Below are 23,551 nucleotides of genomic sequence, written 5' to 3'. Positions count from 1 at the left end.
TTTTGAGCGGATGACGAGATTCGAACCCGCGACCTCAACCTTGGCAAGGTTGCGCTCTACCAGCTGAGCTACATCCGCTTGTTTGCTTTGCTAAAGCAAAGCTAATCTTATTCTTTCAAATGCATAAAGCAACTGCTTGCTCCATTTTGGAGCGGATGACGAGATTCGAACCCGCGACCTCAACCTTGGTCCCGGTAACACCGGGACGCTCTACTCCCGGTTTACCGGGAAGCTACATCCGCTTATCAATATTTCAAATGCCCTTTTTTAAAAGAGCGATGCAAATATACTTTAATCCAGAAGACAAAAGCAAGTGTTTGCCCTTACTTTTTTATCTCCGCATTACAAGTATCTGATAAACAGATTAAAAAAAATTGCACAGCAGCAGACTTTAAAAAAACCGCCCCCATCCACCACTTGCACAATTATTACACCGGGAAGAATGGAAAATGAACAACCATACCGTACATTTGCTTTAAACACATCTGAATACCCCATTATCCTTTCCCAAAGAGACCAAAGTAACGAAGTTCTATCGCTGCTTTTTGCCGCGCTAGACCTGACTTTTTATTTCAGGAACCAAGATGACCATGATCAAAACACGACAATTGCCTCTTTTGGGCCTTATAATGGCTTTTGCCCTGCCGCTTAAAGCACAGTTGGATTGCTGCTCCCCCGTCCCTCTTGCCGGACCGGGGCCTGTTAATGTGCCTACGGTTGCCGGACCAGGAAATGAAACCGATAACCTGGCCAATGGCACCTGCCTGGTTGGTGGAGAACACGACACTTATTACTTTATTTTTGAAGCGACTAGTGCGGGGACTTTCGAAATGTTGCTTACGCCTAACAATCTGGGTGCGGACTATGACTTCGCCCTCCTTGCAAATGCATGCCCAGGCAACACAGGCTCTCAACAGATTTCCTGCAATTATGTAGGGCCTATCAATACCCCACCTTTTGTCCCCACTGGCATCGCGACCAACCCACAGGCTTCCTGGGGGATCACTGGTGCCGCAGAATGGGAAAATACGGTCAACCTGACAGCCGGTACGACTTACCTGCTTATTCTGGACAACATCACCGGTAATGATGTAGGCTTTTCGCTCGAAATCGGGGGCACCGCAACCATCGCACCTGGTGATCCGGGCGGAGGGCCTGATCCTACCATCTTTCCGGCGGGGCCTTTTTGCCCGGAAGACCCGCCCTTCCAACTGACGGCCAACCCACCGGGCGGTACCTGGGGCGGTGATGCCACCAGTACCGGCTTGTTTGTACCCCTAAATAATGGCCCAGGCATTCATGAAGTGACGTACTCTACCCCCGGAGCAATTTGTCCCAATGAGGCAACACTTGATATTCAGGTCCTTTCCAGCCCGACAATCGTCATCAACTCTGGACAGCCCCTTTGCCCGGAAGGGCCTCCGGTTACCCTGACGGCCAACCCACCGGGGGGTACCTGGGGCGGTGTAGCCACACCTACCGGACAAGTCAACCCGCAGGCACTGGGGGTTGGCACTTTTCAGGTGACTTACACGGCTACCGGGCCTAATGGATGTGCGGGAACGCAAACCGGTTTTGTAACGATTCTACCGCCGCCAACGGTGACCTTCTCTACTCCAGGGCCCTTTTGTTTGAGCGAGGGTGTCGTTACCTTACAGGCACAGCCCTTCGGAGGCACGTGGGGTGGTGTCGCACTCCCTAACGGACAAATCATTACCGGGGTCCTCGGGCCCGGCATTCACACCGCTACCTATACCTATACCAACAACAATGGCTGTACCACTACCGAAGACCTGGTTTTTGAGATTGTCCCCGATCCTGTAGTTGCCATCGTGGAGCCGGACCCATTTTGCCAGGACGACCTGCCGGTGGTGCTCGAAGCCTTTCCTCCGGGCGGCACCTGGGGCGGCGAAGTAGCGCCTAATGGCCTATTTAACCCTCAACAGGCTGGGCCGGGTTTTCATCTTGTTACTTACACTTTTACCGATGCGAATTTCTGCACCGCTACGGACGAATTTTTGATCGAAGTTACTACACCGCCTTTCACTTATATTGACGCACCACAGGGGCCTTTTTGCAGCAGCAGCCCCCCCGTACCCCTCACCGGCATTCCCGGTGGTGGCGTTTGGGGCGGTGAAGCCACGCCGGGAGGCACCTTCGACCCATCCGGGCGGACCAATGGCACCTACACCGTAACCTATACCTTCACAGATGCCAATGGGTGTGTAGCGGTGGCTACTCTTGACCTTGAAATCAGCTCTGACCTTCAGGTGAGTATTCAAGCCCCCGGCCCTTACTGTGAAGGGGCTATGCCGGATACGCTCATAGCGTCTCCGGCGGGCGGTACTTGGTCGGGCGATGTGGATGCACAGGGCATTTTTGACCCCTCTGCACTGACACCAGGCACCTATCAGGCGATTTACGATTATACCGATCCGGAAGGTTGTGAAGGTACCGATACCCTGCAACTGGAAATCCTGCCTTTACCAGTGGTCCTGATCGATTCTGTGGGAGCACTGTGCGAAGATGCAGCGCCTGTAAACCTTTCTGCCACACCAATAGGCGGTACCTGGTCGGGCGATGCCTCCTCCATCGGCGTATTCGACCCCAATGCCAACGGGCCGGGTACCTACCAGGCTATTTATACTTTTGAAAATGCTGCCGGTTGTTTGGATGCGGATACGATTTCCATCACTGTGGCGCCACTGCCTGCACCGATGATCGATAATGCCGGGCCGTATTGTGCTAATGACACCCTTCAAGCCCTTTCTGCCAGCCCAGCCGGAGGGGTTTGGTCGGGCGCTGCTGATGCGCAGGGCAACGTAGACCCCACCATACTGGGTGGCGGACTGCATGACGTGACCTATACTTTCACCACAACCGAGGGCTGCACCGCAGCTGATACGCTGACTATTGAAATCTTAGATTTGCCTTCAGGCATGATCAGCGGCAATGGCAACATCTGTCAGGGCAGTGGGGATACGGTGGCTTTAACACTCGACTTTACCGGGCAGCTGCCTCTCACTTATACCGTGGCTATTGATGGAGATGCTCAGCCTGCCCTGACCACCAACGATTTGACTGCGGTCTTCAATGCCACACTCCCTGGTAGCTACACCTTACTGAATGTAACGGATGGGAATGGCTGTGCGGTGACCGGAACCGGCAACGCAGAAGTTGTGCTGAACACAGCTCCAACCGTTTCGGGTATCATGACCACCTGCGACTCCACCAACACCAATTACACCCTGAGCTTCAGCATTAGCGGTGGGGACAGCACCACCTATCAGTTGCAATTCAGCGATGGCACGACTGTGAATAATGCCCCATCGGATTATACCACGCCGCCCCTTGCCAATGGCAGCGCCTACAGTATTACCGTCACCGATGCCAATGACTGTAACCCCACGGTCGTTTCCGGAACTTTCTCCTGCGATTGTGCGACGGTCGCTGGCTCCATGACCACCGATCTGATCACCGCTTGTGAGGATGAGGCCGCTACATTGATTTTTAATCAGGATGCTCAGCTCGACCCCAATGACACCTTGCTGTTCGTATTGCATGACAATAACGGCACTTCACTGGGTACCATTTTTGCGGAAAGTGACAGTCCGGTATTCAGCTTTCAGGCGGGCATGAATTTTGGCCAGACCTATTATGTATCCGCAGTAGCCACAGATGTCACCCCGGGCGGCGCTCCCGACTACAGTAGCCCCTGCCTGTCGGTTTCCATTGGTGCGCCGGTCGTTTTCTATGCCTTACCAAGTGGTTCTATCACCGGAGATACCGCTATTTGTGAAGGTGCCACAGCCCTGCTTACCTTTGACTTCGCCGGTACAGCCCCCTTCGATTTTACCTACGAAGCCAATGGGGTGCTCAATACGGTTGAGAATGTCAACTCGCCCTATACCCTGCCGGTGATGCCGGATATGGCCACAACCTATGTGCTGACCGGGGTTAGTGGCAGTTCCCCTGCCGGTTGCAGCAACATATTATCAGACAGCGCCACTGTAATCCTCAATTTCCCAACGAGTGCCAACCAGACATTGGAAATTTGCCAGGGGGACAGCCTGCTGCTAGGCGGTGCTTTCCAAACCATGCCAGGCACCTATGTGGACACCCTGATCGGTTCCAATAGCTGCGACAGCCTGTTGTTTTCCACCCTTGTGGTCAACATTCCGGATACGACCCTGCTCAGTGACACCAACTGCGATCCGGCGCAAACCGGGACCTTCACAGAAGTACTGACCAATACGGACGGCTGCGATAGCGTCATCATCACCACCGTCTCTCTGCTGCTCAGTGATACGGTCATGGTGCAGCTCGAATCCTGTGACCCGGCAGAGGTGGGCACGACCGAAGAGCTCTTTAGCAATCAGGATGGATGTGACAGCCTCGTCATCACCACCACCATTCTCCTGCCCAGTGATACCACTTTCGTGGAAATCAGTTCCTGTGACCCGGCGGATGTTGGCACTACGGAAGACCTCCTCATGAATCAGTTTGGATGCGATAGCCTGGTTGTAACGACAACGCTTTTCCTGGAAAGCGATACCACGCTGCTTGATGCGACCACCTGTGACCCGGCAGAAGTCGGCACCACTGAAGCATTACTGTCCAATCAGGATGGATGCGACAGCCTCGTCATCACCACCACTACCCTGCTTCCCAGTGACACGGTATTCCTGGATGCCACCAGCTGCAACCCTTCAGATGTGGGTACAGAAGAAGTCCTGCTGACCAATCAGTTTGGGTGTGACAGCCTCGTGGTTACAACAACGACATTACTACCCAGCGACACGACCTTCCTCGATGCAGCCAGTTGCGATCCGGCTGAGGTGGGCACAGCAGAAGTGCTGCTGACCAATCAGTTTGGATGCGACAGCCTCGTCGTGACCACCACCACGCTCCTACCGAGCGATACCATACAAGTGGCAGCAGAATCTTGCGACCCGGCAGAAGCAGGTACCACGCAGGAATTGTTTGTAAATCAGTTCGGGTGCGATAGCCTGGTGATCACCGTTACCAGCCTGCTGCCCAGTGACACCACTGTCGTGGAAGCAGGCAGCTGCGATCCGGCTGATGTGGGTGCCGAAGAAGTCTTGTTGACCAATCAATTTGGCTGTGACAGCCTCATCGTGACCATCACGAGCCTGCTGCCCAGTGATACCACCTTCTTAACCCAGAGCAGTTGCGACCCGGCCGATGTAGGCACTGAGGAGACACTGCTGTCCAATCAGTTTGGGTGCGACAGCCTGATCGTCACCACCACTACCCTGCTGGCAAGCGATACGGTTATCGTCAGCGCCAGTAGCTGCGACCCGGCTGATGTGGGGACTACGCAGGAACTATTTACTAATCAGGACGGGTGCGACAGCCTCGTTATAACCACCACTACCCTGCTGCCTTCGGATACCACACTGATTAATACCGCCTCCTGCCAGCCGGAGGATGTGGGGACTGTAACTGAAGTCTTTACCAATCAGTTTGGATGCGATAGCGTCGTAATTACGAATACTACCCTGGCCCCACTGGAAATTGCCGCTAATGTAACGTCCAGCTACGGCCCGTTTGAGGTCAGCTGTGCCGGTGGCGATGATGGCATAGCTGCAGTGGATATCCTTAGCAACGAATTTGAACCGCCCTTTAGCTACAGCTGGTCCACCGGGGCGAGTACGGCAGAGGTCGACAATTTACCGGCAGGTATCCACTACGTGACGGTCTCCAGTGCCAATGGCTGCATTGCGGTGGATTCTGTTACACTTACTGCACCGGAGGACCTGCTGATCAACCTCAACGTCAGCCCTATCTCCTGCTTTGGGGAAACCGATGGGGCGGTGCAGGTTGTGGCGGAAGGAGGCACACCGCCTTACGTTTATGCCCTTGACGGTGGCGCTTTCCAAAACAACAGCACCTTTACCGGGCTGGACAATGGCAACTATACCGTTGCAGTACAGGATGTGAATGGTTGCGTGTCCACCGCTGCCATCCTGATCAATCAGCCGCTTGAGCTGGAAGTCAGTTTGGGCGAAGACATCGACATACAAACCGGTGCATCAGCTATCCTTGCCATTGAGACCAACATCGAGCCTGAGGATATCGATACCATCATCTGGGAGCCCCGCTTCCCAACCGAATGCCCGGATTGTCTGGAGCAGGTTGTCACGCCCCTGGTCACCACTGCCTATTCGGTAATGGTGCAGGACATCAATGGCTGTATGGCAGGCGATCAGGTCAATGTAATCGTGGACCAGCGCCAAAGTGTGTACCTTCCCAATGTCTTCTCTCCGAATGAAGATAACGTGAATGATATCTTCTATGTTCAGGGAGATGACCGGGTAGAGCGGGTCGATGAATTCCAGGTTTACAACCGATGGGGAGAACCCGTCTTTGAAGCCTATAACTTCCCCGTCAATGACGATCAGTTTGGCTGGGATGGCACCTTCCGCGGCAGCCTGATGAATAGCGGCGTCTTCGTGTACTATGTTACGGTGACCTTCAAGAACGGCACCACTGCGCAGTTCAAAGGTGATGTGATTCTGATGCGGTAAATTTGACTGTCTGCTAACGACAACGCCCGGTAAGCAACAAGGCTCACCGGGCGTTTTTTATTTCCAAACGCGGAGTCGGCCCTAGCAAATCAGCTCTTTCTCTTCCAGGATCGTCAGCACGGCCTCGTCCATCAGAATTTGGCCCAGGCTATCGACTTTCGTCAGTTCGTACTTGTAGAAAAACTTAAGGGTATGCACCTTGCTCTCGTAGAAAGCCGTGGTGTACGTATCATCACCAGTGACGAGGGCCTGCTTGGCAGCAGTCGCCATTTTGAGCCATTGCCAGCCCACCACTACCGTGCTCATCATCTGCATGAAAACGGTCGCGTCGGACAGGTAGCGCTCGTACTGCCCTTTCATGGCGTAGGGCATCAGCTTGCCCAGTACTTTTTGCACCAGCTGTAGTTTTTGGCCCAGCAGACCAGCGTAAGGCTTAAGCTCGTCATAGGTCAGTGCCGCTTCCATGTCCTTTTGCACTTCGGCAGCCAGGTATTCAAGGGCTTTGCCTTTCTGCATCGTCACCTTGCGCCCCAGGAGGTCCTGCGACTGAATGCCAGTGGTGCCTTCGTAGATGGACATAATCCGGATATCTCTCAGGTATTGCTGCAGCACAAAATCAGTACAGAAACCATAGCCTCCCAGCACCTGCAGCCCATTGTCCACTGCTTCGCGACCCTTTTCGGACGGATAGGTTTTGGCAATTGGTGTGAGCAGTTCCAGCAGGAGGTAGTATTTTTCATGGTCTTCTCCTTCGGATACCATTTCCAGGTCATGGTAGAGGGCGGTCTGATTGACTACGCTCAGCGCCCCTTCGTATATGGCTTTTTGCAGAAGCAGCATCCGGCGTACATCCGGGTGGTTGATGATAAGCGTCTGCTCCTCGGATACATCCTTGGTCCCATCGTTCTTTAGGCGGCGGCCCTGCGGGCGCTCTTGAGCGTACTGAAGGGAAGCGTGATAGGCAGCCGAAGCGATAGATACCGCACCACGGCCTACCGCGATCCGCGCCTCATTCATCATTTGGAACATGTACTTCAGCCCCTTATGCGGCTCACCTACGAGCCAGCCGGTAGACCCTTCATTTTCTCCGAACACCAGGTGGGTGGTACAGTAACCCTTTTGGCCCATCTTTTGATAATCGCCCGCTGTGACGACATCATTGGGGACTAGCTTGCCTGCTTCCGGACGGTTTTTCGGGACTACGAAAAGAGAAATGCCTTTGGTGCCTGCCGGTGCGCCATCTATGCGGGCCAGCACGAGGTGCACGAAGTTGTCGTTGTGCTCATGATCCCCTCCGGAGATGAAAATTTTCTGCCCTTTGATCCGGTAAGTACCATCCTCCTGAGGGTAGGCGGTGGTGGTGATATCCGAAAGTGAGCTGCCTGCCTGCGGCTCGGTTAGGCACATGGTACCGCCCCACTGACCGCCCAGCATTTTGCCCACAAATGTTTCGTTCAGCCATTCGTTGCCAAAGGCAATAATGAGGTGAGCAGCACCGGCGGTCAGCCCCAGGTAGCCCGGTATGTTATTATTAGCCGCTTCCATAATGTAGTAGGCTGCGTGGAATGCCATGCCCGGCAGTTGCAACCCGCCGGCTTCCATATCGTAGGAAGCGCCTATCACGCCCAGTTCGCCTCCTTTTTTCATCGCCTGCCCTACAGCGGGGTGCACGACGATCTTGCCATCCTTAAAGTGGGCCGGGGCTTCATCCATTTCCCGGAAGGAAGGGTATAAATCCTGATCGGAAAAATCCTTGATGGAGTCCAGAAAGATATCCACCGCATCCTTATCATATTCCGCATAACGGGCATACTGAAAAAGCTGCGGCATATCGTGCACCTGATAAAGCTGAAAGCGCAGGGTGTCCATATTGACGTACTCGGCCATGGGTTTAACTCTTTTTGTAGGTAATGATTTTACCCGCATAATATCGGCATATTTGACCGGACACGCAATAAAATTTAGCGAAAATTCGCTAAATGTCGTTTTTATTTAGAAAATCTGCATTACTGATCTCACAGAATCGTGAAGCAGCCTTATCTTTGAAAAAAATTTATTCCAAAATGAATACTCAGACGCGCCTGCTGTATGCATTCCTGCTAATGCCTTATTTTATGCTTGCCCAGGGAGATTTCTTGGTCACGAATGAAGGAGACACTCTGAAAGGAAATATTCTTTTTGCTCCTTCCGACACCACCAATACACTTAGATATCAATCTGAGACAAAGGAGGCATTCAAAACTTTTGCTGCCCATGAAGTCCTTTGCTTCAAGGTAGGCAGGCTATTCTTTCAAAGTGTGGACACCTCCGGTAATCATCAAGGCACGGATCGTCTAATCGTTCTTCCATTATCCATCGGAGCGCTTAGCCTGTATAAATATCAGGAGAAAGCTTATTTCCTCAAGGTTCCTGAAGGCAGATGGATTGTTCTGGAGCGGCGACCTGACGAATTTTACGGGATTTCAGAACTTAATCAGACTTATCGCCGAGACTACAGATACCGGGATATTATGGCTTATATTTTGAGAAGTTGTCCGAAAGTAGCCGAAAAAGCGCGCTACCTAAGTTATACCTCCAATGATTTGACTGGAATCGTTAATGATTTCAATGATTGTATGGGCAGTTCCACTGCAAGCTTTGAAAAATCAAGCCGCATTCGTTTGCGTTACGGATTGAAAGGAGGCTTGGGTTACAGTTCCTTACGTTATTTGAATTCAGATATCTACTTTTCTGAATTTCCATTTCAATACAAACGTAATTACTCAGGTGGTGTATTTATGAATTTCACTAATTTTAATGACCGCTGGGCTGTACAGCCTGAGATTCGGATTATCCGAAAGGGTGGCTTTACGGAAGAGCCCTCTCCTAATTATAATTATGACATTAGAGTGGATTATGATTTTGTTTTCATAAACACGCCGATTTCCATTCAGTACACGTTTCCTCAGACTTGGGGCACTCCATATATCCACGGTGGCGCTACTTTCAGTCTGGGCGCCCGCAGGGCACAAGCCAAGATCATTACGCTCATCGAAGAGGAGATCCCAAGAATTGCCCGGGATGAATATGGCTGGAGGGCAGGTTTTGGCGTACGCTTACCACTGCGAGATAAACTTAGAATGGTTGTAGAATACGAACACGAAAGTTCACTTGGCAACAAAAATTCATTGCAGCACTCCATACGCCTCTTTACTCATCACCTGACTCTTGCAGTGATGATTGGCGACTAGGCCTGTCCACAATAGAACAGGCCTCCATTTCAAGCTGAGTACTGCTTAGGTTATACCCTTTCCAGCGCACCTGTCAAGTACCGCCAAAACTTCTGCACCGAACCAATATGCACCTGTTCATCGGGCGAGTGGGCGTGGTGGATCGTGGGCCCAAAGGAAATCATATCCAGCTCCGGCATATGCTGACTCAGAATACCGCATTCCAGACCGGCGTGACAGGCAGAGACCTTGGGGGCATCGTTAAAGAGGTCTTTGTACAGGCCTTCCATCGTGCGCATGATTTTGGAATCGGCATTAGGTGCCCAACCGGGGTAATCGCCATCGTTGACCACTGTCGCACCAGCGGATTCAAAGGCAGCGCGAACGGCAGCAGCTACATCATGCTTTCCGGATTCGATGGAACTCCGCTGCAGGCTTTGGGTCACAAAACTTCCGTCCTTCACAATGACCCGCGCCAGGCTGCTGGAGGTTTCCACCAGATTGGGGATATCGGGGCTCATGCGCCAGACACCATTAGGGACGGCGTAAAGAGCAGCGAGGACTTTTTCCTGGTCTTCCAGTCGCATGACTTTTTCGGGGAGGGTGGTTTCAGCTTGCTCGATTTGCATACCCGCCTCAATGCTGGCAAACTCACGCAACATTTCCCGGCGGCGGGCTTCAAAGGCTTCCAGAAAGGCAGTCAGATGCCCGTTGGGGACCACCACTATGGCTACAGACTCCCGGGGAATAGCGTTGCGGAGGCTGCCGCCATCAATGGAGGCGATACGGAGCCCATAGGGTTCACCGGTTTTGTAAAGCAGGCGATTCATTAGTTTATTGGCATTCGCCCGCCCTTTGTGGATATCCATACCGGAGTGGCCGCCTTTTAGCCCGCGGACAGTTAGTTGCAGGGCCGTACTGTTGACGGGTGGGGCTTCTTCCATGTAGTCCATTTGGGTATTGCTGTCAATACCGCCTGCACAGCCGATGGTCAGTTCGTCGTCTTCTTCGGAGTCCAGGTTAAGCAAGATGCTGCCCTCCAGCATGCTCGCATCGAGCCCCTTGGCACCAGTCATGCCTGTTTCTTCATCTATCGTAAAAAGGGCTTCTATTGAAGGGTGCTTTAGGTCATCGGCTTCCAGCACAGCCATGATGGCAGCCACGCCAATGCCGTTGTCTGCCCCCAGCGTAGTGCCCTCTGCGGTTACCCACTCGCCCTGTATGGTGCTGCGAATGCCCTCGGTGTTGAAGTCGAAGTCGGTGCCGGCATTTTTTTGATGCACCATATCGAGATGAGATTGAAGAATGACTGTGGGGCGGTTTTCCATGCCGGGCGTCGCGGGTTTTTTGATGACGACGTTGCCCAGTTCATCGACCAGGGTGGGCAGTTTCAGGCTTTCGCCAAAGGCGCGCATGAAGGCAATAACCCGGTCTTCCTTTTTGGAAGGGCGGGGCACAGCGTTCAGGGCTTCGAAGTTTTTCCAGATGGGCTTGGGCTCAAGGCTCAGGGTGGGAATTTGACTCATGTTATTTTTGCTATTGTTGTCTTGTTCTTTGATTTAACAGCCTGGGGGGCTTGCAAGGTTCACGGAGGGGTTTCACGCAAAGGCAGCAAAGGGGGTCGCAAAGGCCGTGGAGGCTTGCAACTAAGCACAGCTGCGAATGGTTTCAGCCGCAACCGTTACCGGTTTTCAGCCTCACAAAGATCATCAAAATGACGGACTGAGCATCCAAAACGGATGACCTTTGTTATTAGATATACCCCCTGTAGATGTTCCCCGGAAATCTAGCAGAAAAAATTAAACTCTAATTATTATGGATGCGAGAACTTGTCCAAACTGCCAATACCGATACAGCCCCAAAGCGTACCTCAGCGGCATGCTCTTCCGTAGCCTGGGGGATACCTGGCCTTGCCCGGAGTGTGGGACGGACCTCCGCTTTGACCGCAAACGGCGGTTGCTGGTAGCGCTGGGATTTACGGTTTGGATGGGCGCGCTTTTCCTGCTGAAGGAAGCTCTTGGGCTGAATGGTGCTCAAATTTTGTGGTTGCTGCCGCTTCTCCCGTTTGGTGTCCTTTTTTACCTGTTGGACCGCTTCAGACGGGCGGCGTCCTAATGCTGCAACAGCCAGCAGTAATGGATCTTAGGATTGCGGAAATCCTTGGGGATGGTAGCTCCGGTGATGTCTTTGACGCGGCTGGCGTGCAACTTTTCCGGTTCCAGTTTGAACTTCCGGAAGTTGGTGGAGAAATACAACAGCCCTTCCGGTGACAGGCGCTTCAGGCAGCCGTTGATGAGCTCGGGGTGGTCGCGTTGTGTGTCAAGGATATCATACATGGCTTTGGAGTTGGAAAAGGTGGGCGGATCGAGCACGATGAGGTCATACATTTGCGCCACCGGCTGTTGCAGCCAGGCTTTGACGTCAGCGCGGACGTATTCGTGCTGGGAGCCCATGAGACCGTTCTGCTCCAGGTTGCGCTTAGCCCAATCCAGATAGGTATTCGACAAGTCGATGGTGGTGGTTGCGGTTGCGCCGCCCGCTGCCGCATAAACGGTAAAGGAGCCGGTGTAGGCAAAAAGGTTGAGCACGCGCTTACCTTCGGCCTGAGCACGGACGGCTTCCCGGGTGGGGCGATGGTCCAAAAACAGCCCGGTATCCAGGTAGTCGGCCAGATTAACGATGAACTGCAGCCCGTTTTCCTGTACGGTGATTTCTGATTGCTGTTCGCTCAGCTTTTCGTACTGCTCCCGGCCTTTTTGAGGTTTGCGCTCTTTGTAGTAAATGTTGGCATTGGGCACCTCCAGGGCTTCGCTCAGTGCCCGGCGGGTACCAGCCCGCCACAACCGGTGGGAATCCTCATCCATACCGTGGTCTTTTTTGTACTCCGCAATGTGAAGATACGCCTCGTACCGGTCTACCGCCAGGGGAAAGCTCGGCAGGTCAGCATCGTACACCCGGTAGCAGGTAATGTTTTTCTTACGTGCCCACTTGCGCAGGTGCTTGTCCATTTTGCGCAGGCGGTTGGCGAAACTGTCGAAGTCAAAAGAACTCATATAAACGATTTGTGCCCAAGGTACTAAGTAGTGGGGCAAAAACAAGTTTCCCCAATTGCTTTGGTAGCTTTTGCCTTGATAAGTCCCAAAACCCGCCCGATGGTTGGTTTTGTCCCTCATCAAAGCAAAACCAATTGGAAAACTTATTTTTCGAGAAGCCCTAGTGCCTCAAGTCATAGATCTCTGATACTTAAGTTGAAGTTATTTTTCGACTAATCAAGGCGAAGAACCGCTCCTTTAGCCCGAGCTAAAGGAGCGGTTCTTCAACGAAGAGTAGGCGGAAAAGAACGAAACTTGGGGTATCAAGGATTTATGACTTGAGGCACTAATCCGCACCTTGGGCACAAAACACTTTTTACCGGACGATCTTCTTTACACCCGGTTAATCAGCAGTAATTGCTTTGTGGTGAGTTTGCCATCTTGCTGAATGGTCAGGAATAAATTCCCGGGCGTAGCGCCACTCAGGTCGATTTCCTCATCAAAATAGCCATCAAACTGATTGAGCTGCTGCTGATACACGACTCTGCCGGAGACATCTGTAATTTGCACGCTTACCGGTGCCTCTTCAGCGGCAAACTGTACCCGGATCAGTCCGTAGCTCGGATTCGGGAATGCCCGGTAATTGCCAAGCTCAAGGGTGCTTTCCGGTACGTCCATCGCTTCCTCAACGATGGCGGGAGCTTCTTCTTCCACGCGCTCGCAGAGGTAGAATTTCGCTCCCAGGTCCTTTACCATGCCACCCCGATTGATGGTCAGCATAAATTCTTCACCTGGTTCGTGCTTATCGCGTTCTTTAAGCAATTCAGCATTGCCATTGACCTTCACCCCATCCATAGCCAGGATGATATCGCCAGGCTCTACGCCGTATTCCTCAGCCGGTGTACCACCGATAATATTGGTCACCTGCACGCCCTCGCCATTCGTGCCGGTACCGCCAACGTAGACACCGATAAACACATCACAGGGTTCCCGGTCTTCATTGAGCACGGTGCGCATGTATTCTTTCTCACCCAGCACTACGGAAAGGGCCTGTGGCTGTCCATCACGCAGCACCTGAACCACCACCTGCTGCCCGGGCTCCAGCTTTTGCAAAACGCCACTCAGCCCATAGGTGCCATTGGTGGCATAACCGGCAATGGATTGAATCACATCGCCTTTCTGAATACCGCCGGCCTGCGCACCAGTCCCATCGACTACACCACGTACAGCGACCCCTGCATTATCATCGGTACTGCCCGGATAAATTCCTAAAAAGGCTTTGACCGCTTTGACTTTTTTGGTGCGGCTGTTGGGGTGTGGCCCACGGATGCGTTCCTCAATCACTTTCGTGAAATCGCCGGCATCCCCATTCATAAAAATGCGGACTTCCTCAATTTCTTCGTTTTCATCATCTGAATTGGCACGGCGGAAAAACAGGACCGGCTCATCGTCCGCCTCACCAGAAGGCTCCTCTCCCATGACCACCTGAATGTCAACGGATACGGCTCCTTCATCTTCAGTCAGAGTCTCCAGGTAAGCTTCCGGATCTTCATCGCCGGAGAGCCGCTTCTTAACCGTGGTTACGGTGCCGTCTTCGTGGGTCACGGTCTTGATTACAGTAATGGACGAACCGTTTTCCTGCGCCTGCAAAGGCATACTCAGGAACAGGCAAAAGGCACAGGCGGCCATAAAAAGATAGGTAAACTGCTTTTTCATAAACGTCGGGTGTTTTGATTTTTTAAATTAAATCATCGCCCGGAAGACGATTGATTTACCCAAAAAGTTACATACACCCGTATAGACAAGTGATTATTTGGAGCGTTGCATCAGTTGTTCACCCCACCACCCGCACCGTACTAAACCCATTCCCCTGCTTCGTCACCTGCACTTGCGTAGCGATGCGCTCCTTCAGGGCTTTGACGTGGGAAATGATGCCAATGGTCTTCCCGCTCGCCTGTAGATTTTCCAGGGTGGCAATAGCCAGGTCGAGGGTATTTTCATCCAGCGTACCGAAGCCCTCATCAATGAAGAGGGACTGAATTTGCGTATCCCGCCCGGCCAGTTCGCTCAGGCCGAGGGCCAGAGCCAGGCTCACCAGGAAACTCTCCCCGCCGGAAAGGGTATTCATGGAGCGCCGGTTGTCGGCCTGATAGGTGTCTACGATGTCGAGTTCCAACGTATCGCCTTCCCGTTTTTGGATGAGGTAGCGCCCGTGAAGCTGCTGCAAATGGATATTGGCCAGGTGCGTCAGCTTTTGCAGGGTGAGCCCCTGCGCAAACATCCGGAACTTCTTCCCATCCGCCTGCCCGATGATGTCGTTGAGGGCGGCCCAGCGTTGGTAGCCTTTGCGTTGCTGCGCCAGTTGTTCTGCCAGACCGGCGGCCTTAGCCTGTTGTGCCTGATGGCGGCGCTGTTGTTCTGTGAGTGCACCCGTTCGCTGTTGCACAGCTGATAAAGCTTCTGCGGCTGTTTCAAGGGCCGTTTCCAGCTCGTCGGCGGGGCGGTCTGTGAGGGCGCGGGCTTTTTCCTGCTCCAGTTCGGCTTTCGTCTCTTTCAGGCGCTGTTGGACCTGCTGTTGTTGCTGCCGCAGGGTTTCAGCCTCCGTTTCGAGGGACTGGGCTTCCGATTCGGTTAGTAAGGCAGACTGCGCAGTAGCGGCATCTTCGAAACCTGCAGACTGGGCGGCTTTGGCCAGCTCGTCTTCAAATCCTTTAACCTTGGCGGACTGGCTGATTTGCTGTTCCTGCTTTTCTTTCAGGCTGGATTGGGTGGTGAGTACGGCCTGCTCTGCTTTGACAGCGGCATCCTGTGCTTCGTCCCGCTGCGCTTCGGCCTGCTCCTGCTGCTCCTGTAGTGCCTGCCCCACCTTGACCGGGTCTTTGTCGCCAAATAAGGCTTCGCGTTCCTGTTGCAGTTGGGCAAGGGCTGATTGAGATTCCTTTACCGCAGCTTCCTGTTCCTGTACCACTGCCTGCCGTTCTTCCAGCTGCTGATTGAGCTGCTCAAATTGGGCTTCCAGCACGGCAGTTTCTTTTGCCAGGGCATCGGCTTCTCCTTTTTGGGCAGCCCAGGTTTCCCGCCGCTCTTCCAGGGTTTGGAACATGGCTTTGGCGGTCTTCAGCTCGAAGGCAAAACCGTGGGGCTCCAGCAGTTGATTAATGCGGGCGGTGCCTTCCTCAAATTGCCGGGCTTTTTCGGCCTGCTCCTGTTGCAATCGGTTGACTTCAGCTTCCAGCAATCGCTGATCAGCGGCGGCATCATGGTAGCGGCGTTCGGCTTTTTCCAGGTCTGCCTTTATCGCATCCAGGGACTTCAGGACCTGGCTCAGGGTTTTTCGGTCGGCCTGCCGCTGTTCCAGTTCGGCTTTTACGGCATTTAGCTCGCCACTCAGGGAGGAGGCTTTCACCCATTGGCTTTCTTTAGGTTGAAGGGCAGCAATTTGCTCTTCATGAGCCACGAGTTGCTCGTATTGCTCCTGTAATTTGCCGGCCAGGTCTTTTTTCTCATCGCCCTGCAACTGCTCGATGCGCATTTCGATCTGCTGCTGCTCGGTCAGGAGTTGCCGTTGCTGCTGCTGGGCTTTTTCCAGTTGCGCTTCCGCACGCTTCAGGTCCTCCCGTGCTTCATCCACAAAGGGCTTCACCTCTTTTTCCCGAAAAGGATGATGAGTCGACATGCAAAGCGGGCAGGGCTCGCCTTCTTCCAGGTTAGCACGGTCTTTCTCATAATTGGCAATAGCCTGCTGCTGCTCAAAAATCCGGCTGCGGTACTGCCGGGTCTTCTGTAATTGATCGATCTGATCGAGGGTGCCCAGGACTTCGGTGTTCAGAATTCGGTCGCGGGACTGCAGCTCCTCCAGTTCGGTCTCCAGTCGGCTGTAGGTCGCCAGCAGTTTTTCGTAATCCCGGCTGAGGGTTTGTAGTTTCTCCAGGCGGGTTTGCCGTTGCGTGAGCCCGGTGATTTCCTCGTGCAGGCGGTCCAGCAGAGAGCTGGTATCGGTGGTGAAAGACCTGGGCGCCAGTTGCTCCAGCCGGCTCAGGGTTTGGTCTCTTTTTTGTTTTAAATCATCGGCCTGTTGCTGCAGTGTGGACAGAGCGGCGGCATCTGTCTTCTGCTTATTTTCCTGCTGTTCCAGCTTTTGGCTGATAGCCTGTTGTTCCTTGAAAGTGCCAGCCAACTGTTTCCGTTGCTCACGGATGCCGGGCAGGTCTTCGGCCAGTTTTGACCAGGAGGTGTGGGTTTCCAGCCATTGGCCAACCGATTCCGCCTTTTCTCGGGCCGTTTGCAAAGCGGTGGCTGTTTTTTGCTGTTGCTGCATAGTTTTCTGCAGGTCCTCCCAGGCATGGGCAAGGGCTTGTTGCTGTTTTTCCAAAGTGGGGCGCTGACCGGCGATGGTCAGGTCCAGAGCTTTGACCTTTTCCAGCAGCGGTGCCTGCTTTTGCTGTGCTGCTTTGGCCGATTGGAGGGCATTGGCAGCGGCCGTGCTGTTGTTTTTTGCTGCTTCGAGCTGTTGTTGCAAGGCCGGGAGGGCCTTTTCGTCCTTTGCGATGCCATCATTGAGGGCCTGAAGCTGACCGGTGGCGTCCTGTAGGCGCTGAATGGGCAATTGCAGGGGCAGGGCTTTGCGGTGGAGGGCAAGGCGCCCGGCTTTGGGCTGGAAAGCGGTGGATTGTTCTTCCAGCTTGGTGGCTTCCTGCTGCAGGCGTTGTTCTTTTTGCTGCAGTTTTTCCAGCTGAAGCAGCCAGTTGAGTTGTTCCCGGAGTTGCTGCTCTTCTGCCCGGCGGGATTTGACGATATTTTGGAGTTCTTTTAATTGCTGATCGAGGGCTGCAGCTTCTTCTTCCGAAAGCAAATCGAGCATTTCAAGCTCCTGTTCCAGGGCCTCCAGCCTCTGCTTTTCCAGTTTGTGGCGCTCAAAGGCGGCTTTACTAAGGTCAGAATAGATAGCGGTGCCGGTGATGCGCTCCAGTAGTTCGCTGCGGTCGCGCTCGTCTGCCTTGAGAAAGGCGGCAAAATCGCCCTGGGACAGCAGCACGGACCGGCAAAAACGGTCGTAGTCCAGTCCTGTGATCTCAATAATTTTCTCATTGACCTCCCGTTTTTTCTCTCCGATGATTTCGAAGGCCTGCTTTTCGGCATTCCAGTGGGACAGTTCCCGCCGGGAGGGCTGCAGGGCACCCTCAGCTTTCTCATGCGCCCGCCAGATACTCCACTTGCTGCGGTAGCGTTCCAGACCGACTTCAAACTCTACCTCGGCCAGGCTTTTGCCAGTGCCGTAGGACATAATTTCGCCTTCATCCGCCTTCCGGGGCACTTGCCCGTACAAGGCCAGCGTGAGGGCATCAAGAATGGTGCTTTTGCCCGCGCCCGTATCTCCGGTGATGGCAAACAGCCCACTTTCTGACAAAGGGGACTCGTCAAAACGAAGTTCCTGCTCCGTGCGCAGGGAATTGAGGTTTAGAAAGCGTATGGTGTTGATTCTCATCGGTTAAAGTCCAGGGTATTAAAGCTATACTTCTTCTTGTTCGGTCATCCAGGATTGCAACTCCCGGAAGGTGGCGAGCAGTTCGTTCATTTGGTCGGGCGGGCTGCCGTATTGTTCGCACTTCATTTTGAAGACTTCTTCGGCTTCCAGGGTGTCGAGGTCGGGGGCATTTTGCTGGGCCAGCTCCTGCCGTTGCGGGTAACGGGCCTGTATCTTTAGGATAGATGCGCCGCCGCCGTTGGCTTCCAGGGCGTCCTGCAAAAGGGTGCTCAGCTCCGGCACCATGCGGTCCAGTTCTACACTGACCTCAATCCAGGGTTCCAGCCCTTCCCGGTCTTTTTGGACGAAGCGGGACAGGCTTTCCAGCACTTCTTCCAGGTTTCCACTAATGCCCTTCAACCGGCGGAATACCGGCACCGGCAGGCTGTGTATCGTATCCAGCATTTTGCCAGACCATTCCAACACGTAAATGGCTTTCTCATCCTTCGTTTCACTAAAGCTCAGGGGGATAAGCGAGCCCGAGTACCGCACATGTTCCAATCCGCCCACCGCCTGTGCCCGGTGAATATGCCCCAGCGCTACATAGTCAAATAGCTCCGGAAACTGCCGCGCCTCGATGTTTTCTGTATTGCCGATGTAGATGTTATCCTGCTTGCCGGAAGCGCCTGCCCCAGTGGCGTAGAGGTGCCCGGTGGCGATCACCGGCACGCCCGAGGTATCGAACTGCTCCGAAATATAAGCCGCCACGTCATCGTAGTGTTTTTTGATACCGGCGCGGATTTGCTCCACCCGGTCGTAGCCCGTTTCCCCGGCCACACTGTAGCGCAGGTCGCGGTCGCGGAGAAAGGGGACCGCTGCGATGATCGCCTCTACCCTGCCGGCTTCGTCTTTCCAGACCACAATTTCCTCAGCGGGATCATCGCCGGCTGCGCCCACCACATGCACATTCAAGGCCTGCAGCAGCTCCCTGGGCGCATTGAGCATAGCCGGAGAATCGTGGTTGCCCCCGGTGATCACTACGTGCCGGCAGTTGGTATTCAGCAGTTTGCGCAAAAACTGATAGTACAGGCTCCGGGCGTAATTGGGCGGATTGCCAATATCAAAAATATCGCCGGCAACAATAAGTCCGTCGGCCTGCTCTTGCTCAATAGCCTGCAATAGCCAGTCCAGAGCCAGGCGGTGCTCTTCTTCCCGGTCGTTGTACAAGAGTTTCTGGCCCAGGTGCCAGTCGGAGGTGTGGATGATTTTCATAGTACTACAGATGAATGGGCAGTATACGGTTTTTATAGCAAATCCGGTACACCAGATGCTTCAAACGCTATGACGAAAAATGGCCGACGGTTTCGCAAGTAACCTATAGCGCCGCTATTGCGAATCAAAACCGACGAAACATTGGGTAACAACCGACATCGTTCTTTATATTTAGCCTTATCTATTAAACCTCAGGTGCGCTACCTATACAAATCCGCTCTTATGAATAAGTTGTTACTACTGTTATTTGTGCTCTTTTCCTGTTCTGGAATAAAGGCTCAAAAAGATGCCCCCACTACGGATACATTACGGAACATGATTGCCGTAGCTCCGGTGAACACCAACCTTTTTGGGACTTCCAATATGATCTATTACAAAAGGTTCATCAATCAAATGGGACCATATATGATATACTATCGGGCTGGGATTGGACTTTTTGACCGGTTTACGAATGAAGATGATGCCGACCGCCTTATAGACCCTGTTTCTCCTGACCGCCGAAGCATAAACTTCAATTTTGGTTTGGAATGGTATCGGCCTGCAGGCGATTTCAGTATTACTTTTGGTCCAGAATTAGGATACACCCGGGCGTCATTCTTTGAAGATTTCGTCACCCTAGAACAGGGTCGTGTGTTTTCGCTCGAAGGGCTTGCTACCGAACGTAATTTTGCCCTTGAAAAGTCATTCTATCGTTCTTACAACCTTGCTTGGTTTGTAGGATTACGCTACCACATTGGCAGGCATTTTCAATTTGGAATTGAAAGCGCCCTGGGCTGGAGTTTTTACCGGTTGGAAAACCAATATGTAGAGGGCGCAAACCAGATCAACCCTGAATTTACTGGTATCATCCGTGAATTGGCCATTGGCAGGCATTTCATCCTGGAAGTCAACTTCTAATTGATCTCCACCTGATACTGCAGGACCGCCATCCACAGCCGGTCCGTTTCGAAAACGCCGTTTTCCAGTGCCTGGAAAATGGGGCGGTTCTGTGCGCCCAGCGTCAGCTTGCTGTTGTGCCCGTTGAACAACAGGTTGACCGCCAGCTCATAGGCCAGCATAGGGTCCGAAAGCCGGTCGTAACGGGCGTATTCCACGGAAGCATTGGGCTGCAGTCGAGCTTGAGTTGGCGTGACCCCTTTTGGCAACAAATAGCCGGTTTGCCAAAACAGCACCTGCCCGGTACCGATCATTGGGAAGGCAGCGCCGGTGCCATTGAAGCTGGCTTCGCTGAGTAATAAGCCGGTGGCAGGATTATTAGCGCCAAGGTTGCGCAGGTAGCCAGGCCCAAAGTCATAATTGAAAAAGCCGAGGTAAGCCGTAAAGGCATCGGCAGTGCCCTTAAACACGGGCCACTCCACGTATAGGTCCGCGGCAAAGTGGAACATATCATGGTAATCGGGGCTCAACGCGCTGCCCGTCCACATCGCGCGGGGCTGCCAGGCAAAGCCTGCGCCCAGATTGAAGATTTTCTTTTTGCCCAGGTAAGTACCGGCTCCAAAGGGCCCGTTCCCCTCATGGTCGGCAAACTGATGCTTGAGGTAGAAGGACCAGCGCAGGCGTGGGCGGGTATTGGCCCAGTCAGCGTAGGCACCGGGGTCGCCACTATCGTACTTTATCGGATTGTTCATAACGGCGCGGTAATCCCAGTTGCCAGCCTGCCCCTTCACCCAAATGCCCAGGTTGCGCCCCAGGTGGTCGGTCTGGTTGACAGAGTAAAGGGAAAACAGGGGCGCATCCAGCCCCAGCATGGAGCGGCTGCTGCGCAAATTCAGGCGGCTCAGCCCGTGATAGCCGGATTTCCCAAAACCAACGGCCAGGGCCCGGTGAAAGGCATACTCTGCGTAAAGGTCCAACACCCCGATTTGGAAGTCTGCATTGTTGCGGTAGTTGAGGTTGTTATTGCCAAAACCAGCGTAAACGAAAAGCTCGGGAGTCAGCTGCCCGCAGAAGTTCATCCGCAAGCGGCGGATGGATACATCGAAGTACTCACTGGTGGGCTCGCCGTAGATAACGGTACCGGGGTTCATCTGCGTATACCGCCCCCAGAGCTGGGCACGAAGACTGGCTTTGAGGTAAGTCTGCCCGGTGGTATCCAGGTTGTACCGCAGTACGCCCTGCCCTTGCAGCACGCTCCATCCCATCATCAACACCACCAGAATTTGCAGGAACCGTTTCATATCGTCATGCTTTTGCCCGCAAGGAACAAAAGGCAGCACACTTCCGCAGTGACTTATCTCAGGGGTAGGGGTGATTTAGTGTTAAAATTACACTATGTAAACCTAAATGAGCATCCTGGAGTGTATAATGGTTTTTCAGGAGCTCTGCCCCGGTTTTTCCAGGTAGAACCTGCCGGATCCCAGAAGAAACCGGGATACGACAGGAGCAATGAGCTGCAAACTTTAACTTTAAACACTTTAACCTTCTACGGCCGACATAGCAAGTAGAGATGCGAAGTTGGCTACTTAATAACCACCCGTTCCACCCAAACCTGCCCCTCCACTTCCACGTGCAGGGCATACACACCCGGGGGCAACTCCGGCAACTGTAGCGGTACTTCTGGTGCAGATGGCTTTGTCACTGCCCATACCGCCTGCCCCTGTATATTGTAGAGCGTGAAGTGGCCCGTGCCCGTAGGCGCAGCGCCCGGCCAGGCGACCGTAAGGTGGCGGGAGGCGGGGTTAGGGAACACCCGCATACCCGGCTCCTCCATCGGCTCAGCCTCTGCCACACCCGTAAGCACCTCACAGGGCGTCTCCCCCTGACACCCATTGGCATCCGTTTTGATGATCCAGCAGCGGCGAGGGCCATCGCCATTAGCTTCTCCGCCACTGACTAAATTACCGCTGGACAGCTCTCCGAAGGAGAAAAAGCTCCCCCCGAGGATAGGATTATTAAGTGTGTCAAATGGAGGAAGGTAATAGCGCGACCAAAGCGAATCCCCGAAAGCTGTGAACTTAAATAGCCAGCCTGCACGGGTGGAGTTGCCATCTACATTTATCCTTACGTGGCCAGACCCCACAAAGTAGCCATCAGAGACTTGCTTGATTTCATGCAGGCCATGCCCTGGAGTATGTGAGCTAGATCTCCAAACCGGCCGCTGCCAAACGACCTCATAGTTGCTGTTGAAGCGGGTCAGCATCGGCTGTACGATATGGTTTATTGGGTTTATGATCTCTAAGGGCTGCTGCCCGAAGACAATCAAGTCCCCATCTTCTAGAGCAACAATCTGCCGCAGCCAGCCCATATCAGGATTGACCGATGACTCCCAACTATTAAGAAGTGCACCATCAGATAAACGGATACGATGAAAAAAGTTAGTGCTGTAGCTTAACGCGGCATCAACTACTCGCTGCCCGCCTGCTACCAGAATGGAATCCCCCAAAAGCTGGGCATCCTGGTAGATATCCTTGTCCTCATAACTCCCATAAAAATCAAGCCGCACGGTTTGCCCCTGCTCGTCCACAATGCGTACAAAAGGGTCGGGCACCCCATTGTCCCGGTCTATATCCCCGTATAGCAAGTAGCCGTTATCCAGAGGAATAGGGTCGAGATAATCAAAATTGCTGCCACCCTCAATGTCGGTATATTCATGGCGGAATTCTTCATTTAAGTTCTTATCTAGCTTAATGAAAATGGCATTAAGACGATCAGTATGCGGAAGAACTATATACCCTCCATTATTCGCAGGTGCGATACCGCCAATATGAGGCCGCATAAATAAATTACTCCCTTCATCATCAAGCAGCAAAGTGCTGCTAAGTTGATGCCCTGACGAATCAAAAGTGGCAACAAGAACCCCCTGCAGGAGGGAGTCATTCTTTGCGATGCCTATGCCAACAATTGTATCGTTATGGACAATCACGCGGTCAAATTGATTACTTGTATACCCTAAATCTTCAGCAATATTAAAAGACTGTGCACGAAGGCCTACAGGCCCCAGCAGCAGCAATAAAAGTGCTTTGGTCACTAACTTCATGGCAGGCTTGTTTAGCGTGATACAATGATTTTGTGATGCACCGGCTG

At 53.1% G+C, this 23,551-nt stretch carries 12 protein-coding genes and 2 tRNA genes; 4 read left to right on the top strand and 10 right to left on the bottom strand.

All coding sequences use genetic code 11. The features are described 5' to 3' along the window. Positions 1-5: 5 nt before the first annotated feature. Positions 6-78 (bottom strand) — tRNA-Gly (locus MRY86_RS00085). A 69-nt stretch (positions 79-147) separates the two neighbouring features. Then, positions 148-242, bottom strand: a tRNA-Asn gene (locus MRY86_RS00080). 348 nt (positions 243-590) lie between these two features. On the opposite strand from MRY86_RS00080, the gene MRY86_RS00075 reads away from it, so the two are divergent. Then, positions 591-6,551: a gliding motility-associated C-terminal domain-containing protein gene (locus MRY86_RS00075; RefSeq protein WP_293570931.1), complete on the top strand. Its 5,961-nt coding sequence runs from the start codon at positions 591-593 to the stop codon at positions 6,549-6,551. A gap of 81 nt (positions 6,552-6,632) precedes the next feature. Here the strand turns inward: MRY86_RS00075 and MRY86_RS00070 are convergent, their stop codons facing one another. Next, positions 6,633-8,438, bottom strand: a complete 1,806-nt coding sequence (locus MRY86_RS00070) for an acyl-CoA dehydrogenase (protein ID WP_293570489.1) — start codon at positions 8,436-8,438, stop codon at positions 6,633-6,635. Between the two features lie 92 nt (positions 8,439-8,530). Here MRY86_RS00070 and MRY86_RS00065 point away from each other — a divergent pair, with 92 nt between their 5' ends. Then, complete coding sequence (locus MRY86_RS00065) at positions 8,531-9,781, top strand: porin family protein (RefSeq protein ID WP_293570488.1); 1,251 nt, start codon at positions 8,531-8,533, stop codon at positions 9,779-9,781. A 50-nt stretch (positions 9,782-9,831) separates the two neighbouring features. Here MRY86_RS00065 and MRY86_RS00060 read toward each other — a convergent pair whose 3' ends face one another. Beyond that, complete coding sequence (locus tag MRY86_RS00060; protein WP_293570487.1) at positions 9,832-11,286, bottom strand: aminoacyl-histidine dipeptidase; 1,455 nt, start codon at positions 11,284-11,286, stop codon at positions 9,832-9,834. A 289-nt stretch (positions 11,287-11,575) separates the two neighbouring features. On the opposite strand from MRY86_RS00060, the gene MRY86_RS00055 reads away from it, so the two are divergent. Further along, on the top strand, positions 11,576-11,875 hold the full coding sequence (locus MRY86_RS00055) for a hypothetical protein (RefSeq protein WP_293570486.1): 300 nt from the start codon (positions 11,576-11,578) through the stop codon (positions 11,873-11,875). On the opposite strand, the gene MRY86_RS00050 is transcribed toward MRY86_RS00055, so the two are convergent. From MRY86_RS00050 to MRY86_RS00035, 4 genes are all read right to left on the bottom strand, one after another. Further along, on the bottom strand, positions 11,872-12,813 hold the full coding sequence (locus MRY86_RS00050) for a class I SAM-dependent methyltransferase (protein ID WP_293570485.1): 942 nt from the start codon (positions 12,811-12,813) through the stop codon (positions 11,872-11,874). The two genes, MRY86_RS00055 and MRY86_RS00050, sit on opposite strands and share 4 nt — an antisense overlap. Before the next feature lie 372 nt (positions 12,814-13,185). Continuing rightward, the gene (locus MRY86_RS00045; protein WP_293570484.1) at positions 13,186-14,508 is read right to left on the bottom strand and encodes a PDZ domain-containing protein; all 1,323 of its coding nucleotides are present in this window, start codon (positions 14,506-14,508) and stop codon (positions 13,186-13,188) included. A gap of 118 nt (positions 14,509-14,626) precedes the next feature. Further along, entirely contained in the window at positions 14,627-18,277 is a 3,651-nt protein-coding gene (locus MRY86_RS00040; RefSeq protein WP_293570483.1) for an AAA family ATPase, read from the bottom strand. Between the two features lie 24 nt (positions 18,278-18,301). Next, positions 18,302-19,528, bottom strand: a complete 1,227-nt coding sequence (locus tag MRY86_RS00035; RefSeq protein WP_293570482.1) for an exonuclease SbcCD subunit D C-terminal domain-containing protein — start codon at positions 19,526-19,528, stop codon at positions 18,302-18,304. 222 nt (positions 19,529-19,750) lie between these two features. Here MRY86_RS00035 and MRY86_RS00030 point away from each other — a divergent pair, with 222 nt between their 5' ends. Beyond that, complete coding sequence (locus MRY86_RS00030) at positions 19,751-20,425, top strand: hypothetical protein (RefSeq protein WP_293570481.1); 675 nt, start codon at positions 19,751-19,753, stop codon at positions 20,423-20,425. Here MRY86_RS00030 and MRY86_RS00025 read toward each other — a convergent pair. Both MRY86_RS00025 and MRY86_RS00020 read right to left on the bottom strand, forming a co-directional pair. Further along, positions 20,422-21,705, bottom strand: coding sequence for a hypothetical protein (locus tag MRY86_RS00025; protein WP_293570480.1), 1,284 nt, complete (start codon positions 21,703-21,705; stop codon positions 20,422-20,424). The genes MRY86_RS00030 and MRY86_RS00025 overlap by 4 nt on opposite strands. A 281-nt stretch (positions 21,706-21,986) precedes the next feature. Next, positions 21,987-23,504: a T9SS type A sorting domain-containing protein gene (locus MRY86_RS00020; protein WP_293570479.1), complete on the bottom strand. Its 1,518-nt coding sequence runs from the start codon at positions 23,502-23,504 to the stop codon at positions 21,987-21,989. Positions 23,505-23,551: the final 47 nt, after the last annotated feature.

Source organism: Phaeodactylibacter sp., assembly GCF_022763345.1.
Taxonomy (GTDB): Bacteria; Bacteroidota; Bacteroidia; order Chitinophagales; family Saprospiraceae; genus Phaeodactylibacter.
The sequence above is the reverse complement of the archived record's forward strand: the minus strand, read 5'-3'. Positions and strand labels throughout refer to the sequence as shown.

Bases quoted from the DNA above. Each gene is read 5' to 3' on its own strand.
- MRY86_RS00075 (WP_293570931.1), top strand. From the start codon at position 591: ATGATCAAAACACGACAATTGCCTCTTTTGGGCCTTATAATGGCTTTT.
- MRY86_RS00070 (WP_293570489.1), bottom strand. From the start codon at position 8,438: ATGGCCGAGTACGTCAATATGGACACCCTGCGCTTTCAGCTTTATCAG.
- MRY86_RS00065 (WP_293570488.1), top strand. From the start codon at position 8,531: ATGTCGTTTTTATTTAGAAAATCTGCATTACTGATCTCACAGAATCGT.
- MRY86_RS00060 (WP_293570487.1), bottom strand. From the start codon at position 11,286: ATGAGTCAAATTCCCACCCTGAGCCTTGAGCCCAAGCCCATCTGGAAA.
- MRY86_RS00055 (WP_293570486.1), top strand. From the start codon at position 11,576: ATGGATGCGAGAACTTGTCCAAACTGCCAATACCGATACAGCCCCAAA.
- MRY86_RS00050 (WP_293570485.1), bottom strand. From the start codon at position 12,813: ATGAGTTCTTTTGACTTCGACAGTTTCGCCAACCGCCTGCGCAAAATG.
- MRY86_RS00045 (WP_293570484.1), bottom strand. From the start codon at position 14,508: ATGAAAAAGCAGTTTACCTATCTTTTTATGGCCGCCTGTGCCTTTTGC.
- MRY86_RS00040 (WP_293570483.1), bottom strand. From the start codon at position 18,277: ATGAGAATCAACACCATACGCTTTCTAAACCTCAATTCCCTGCGCACG.
- MRY86_RS00035 (WP_293570482.1), bottom strand. From the start codon at position 19,528: ATGAAAATCATCCACACCTCCGACTGGCACCTGGGCCAGAAACTCTTG.
- MRY86_RS00030 (WP_293570481.1), top strand. From the start codon at position 19,751: ATGAATAAGTTGTTACTACTGTTATTTGTGCTCTTTTCCTGTTCTGGA.
- MRY86_RS00025 (WP_293570480.1), bottom strand. From the start codon at position 21,705: ATGAAACGGTTCCTGCAAATTCTGGTGGTGTTGATGATGGGATGGAGC.
- MRY86_RS00020 (WP_293570479.1), bottom strand. From the start codon at position 23,504: ATGAAGTTAGTGACCAAAGCACTTTTATTGCTGCTGCTGGGGCCTGTA.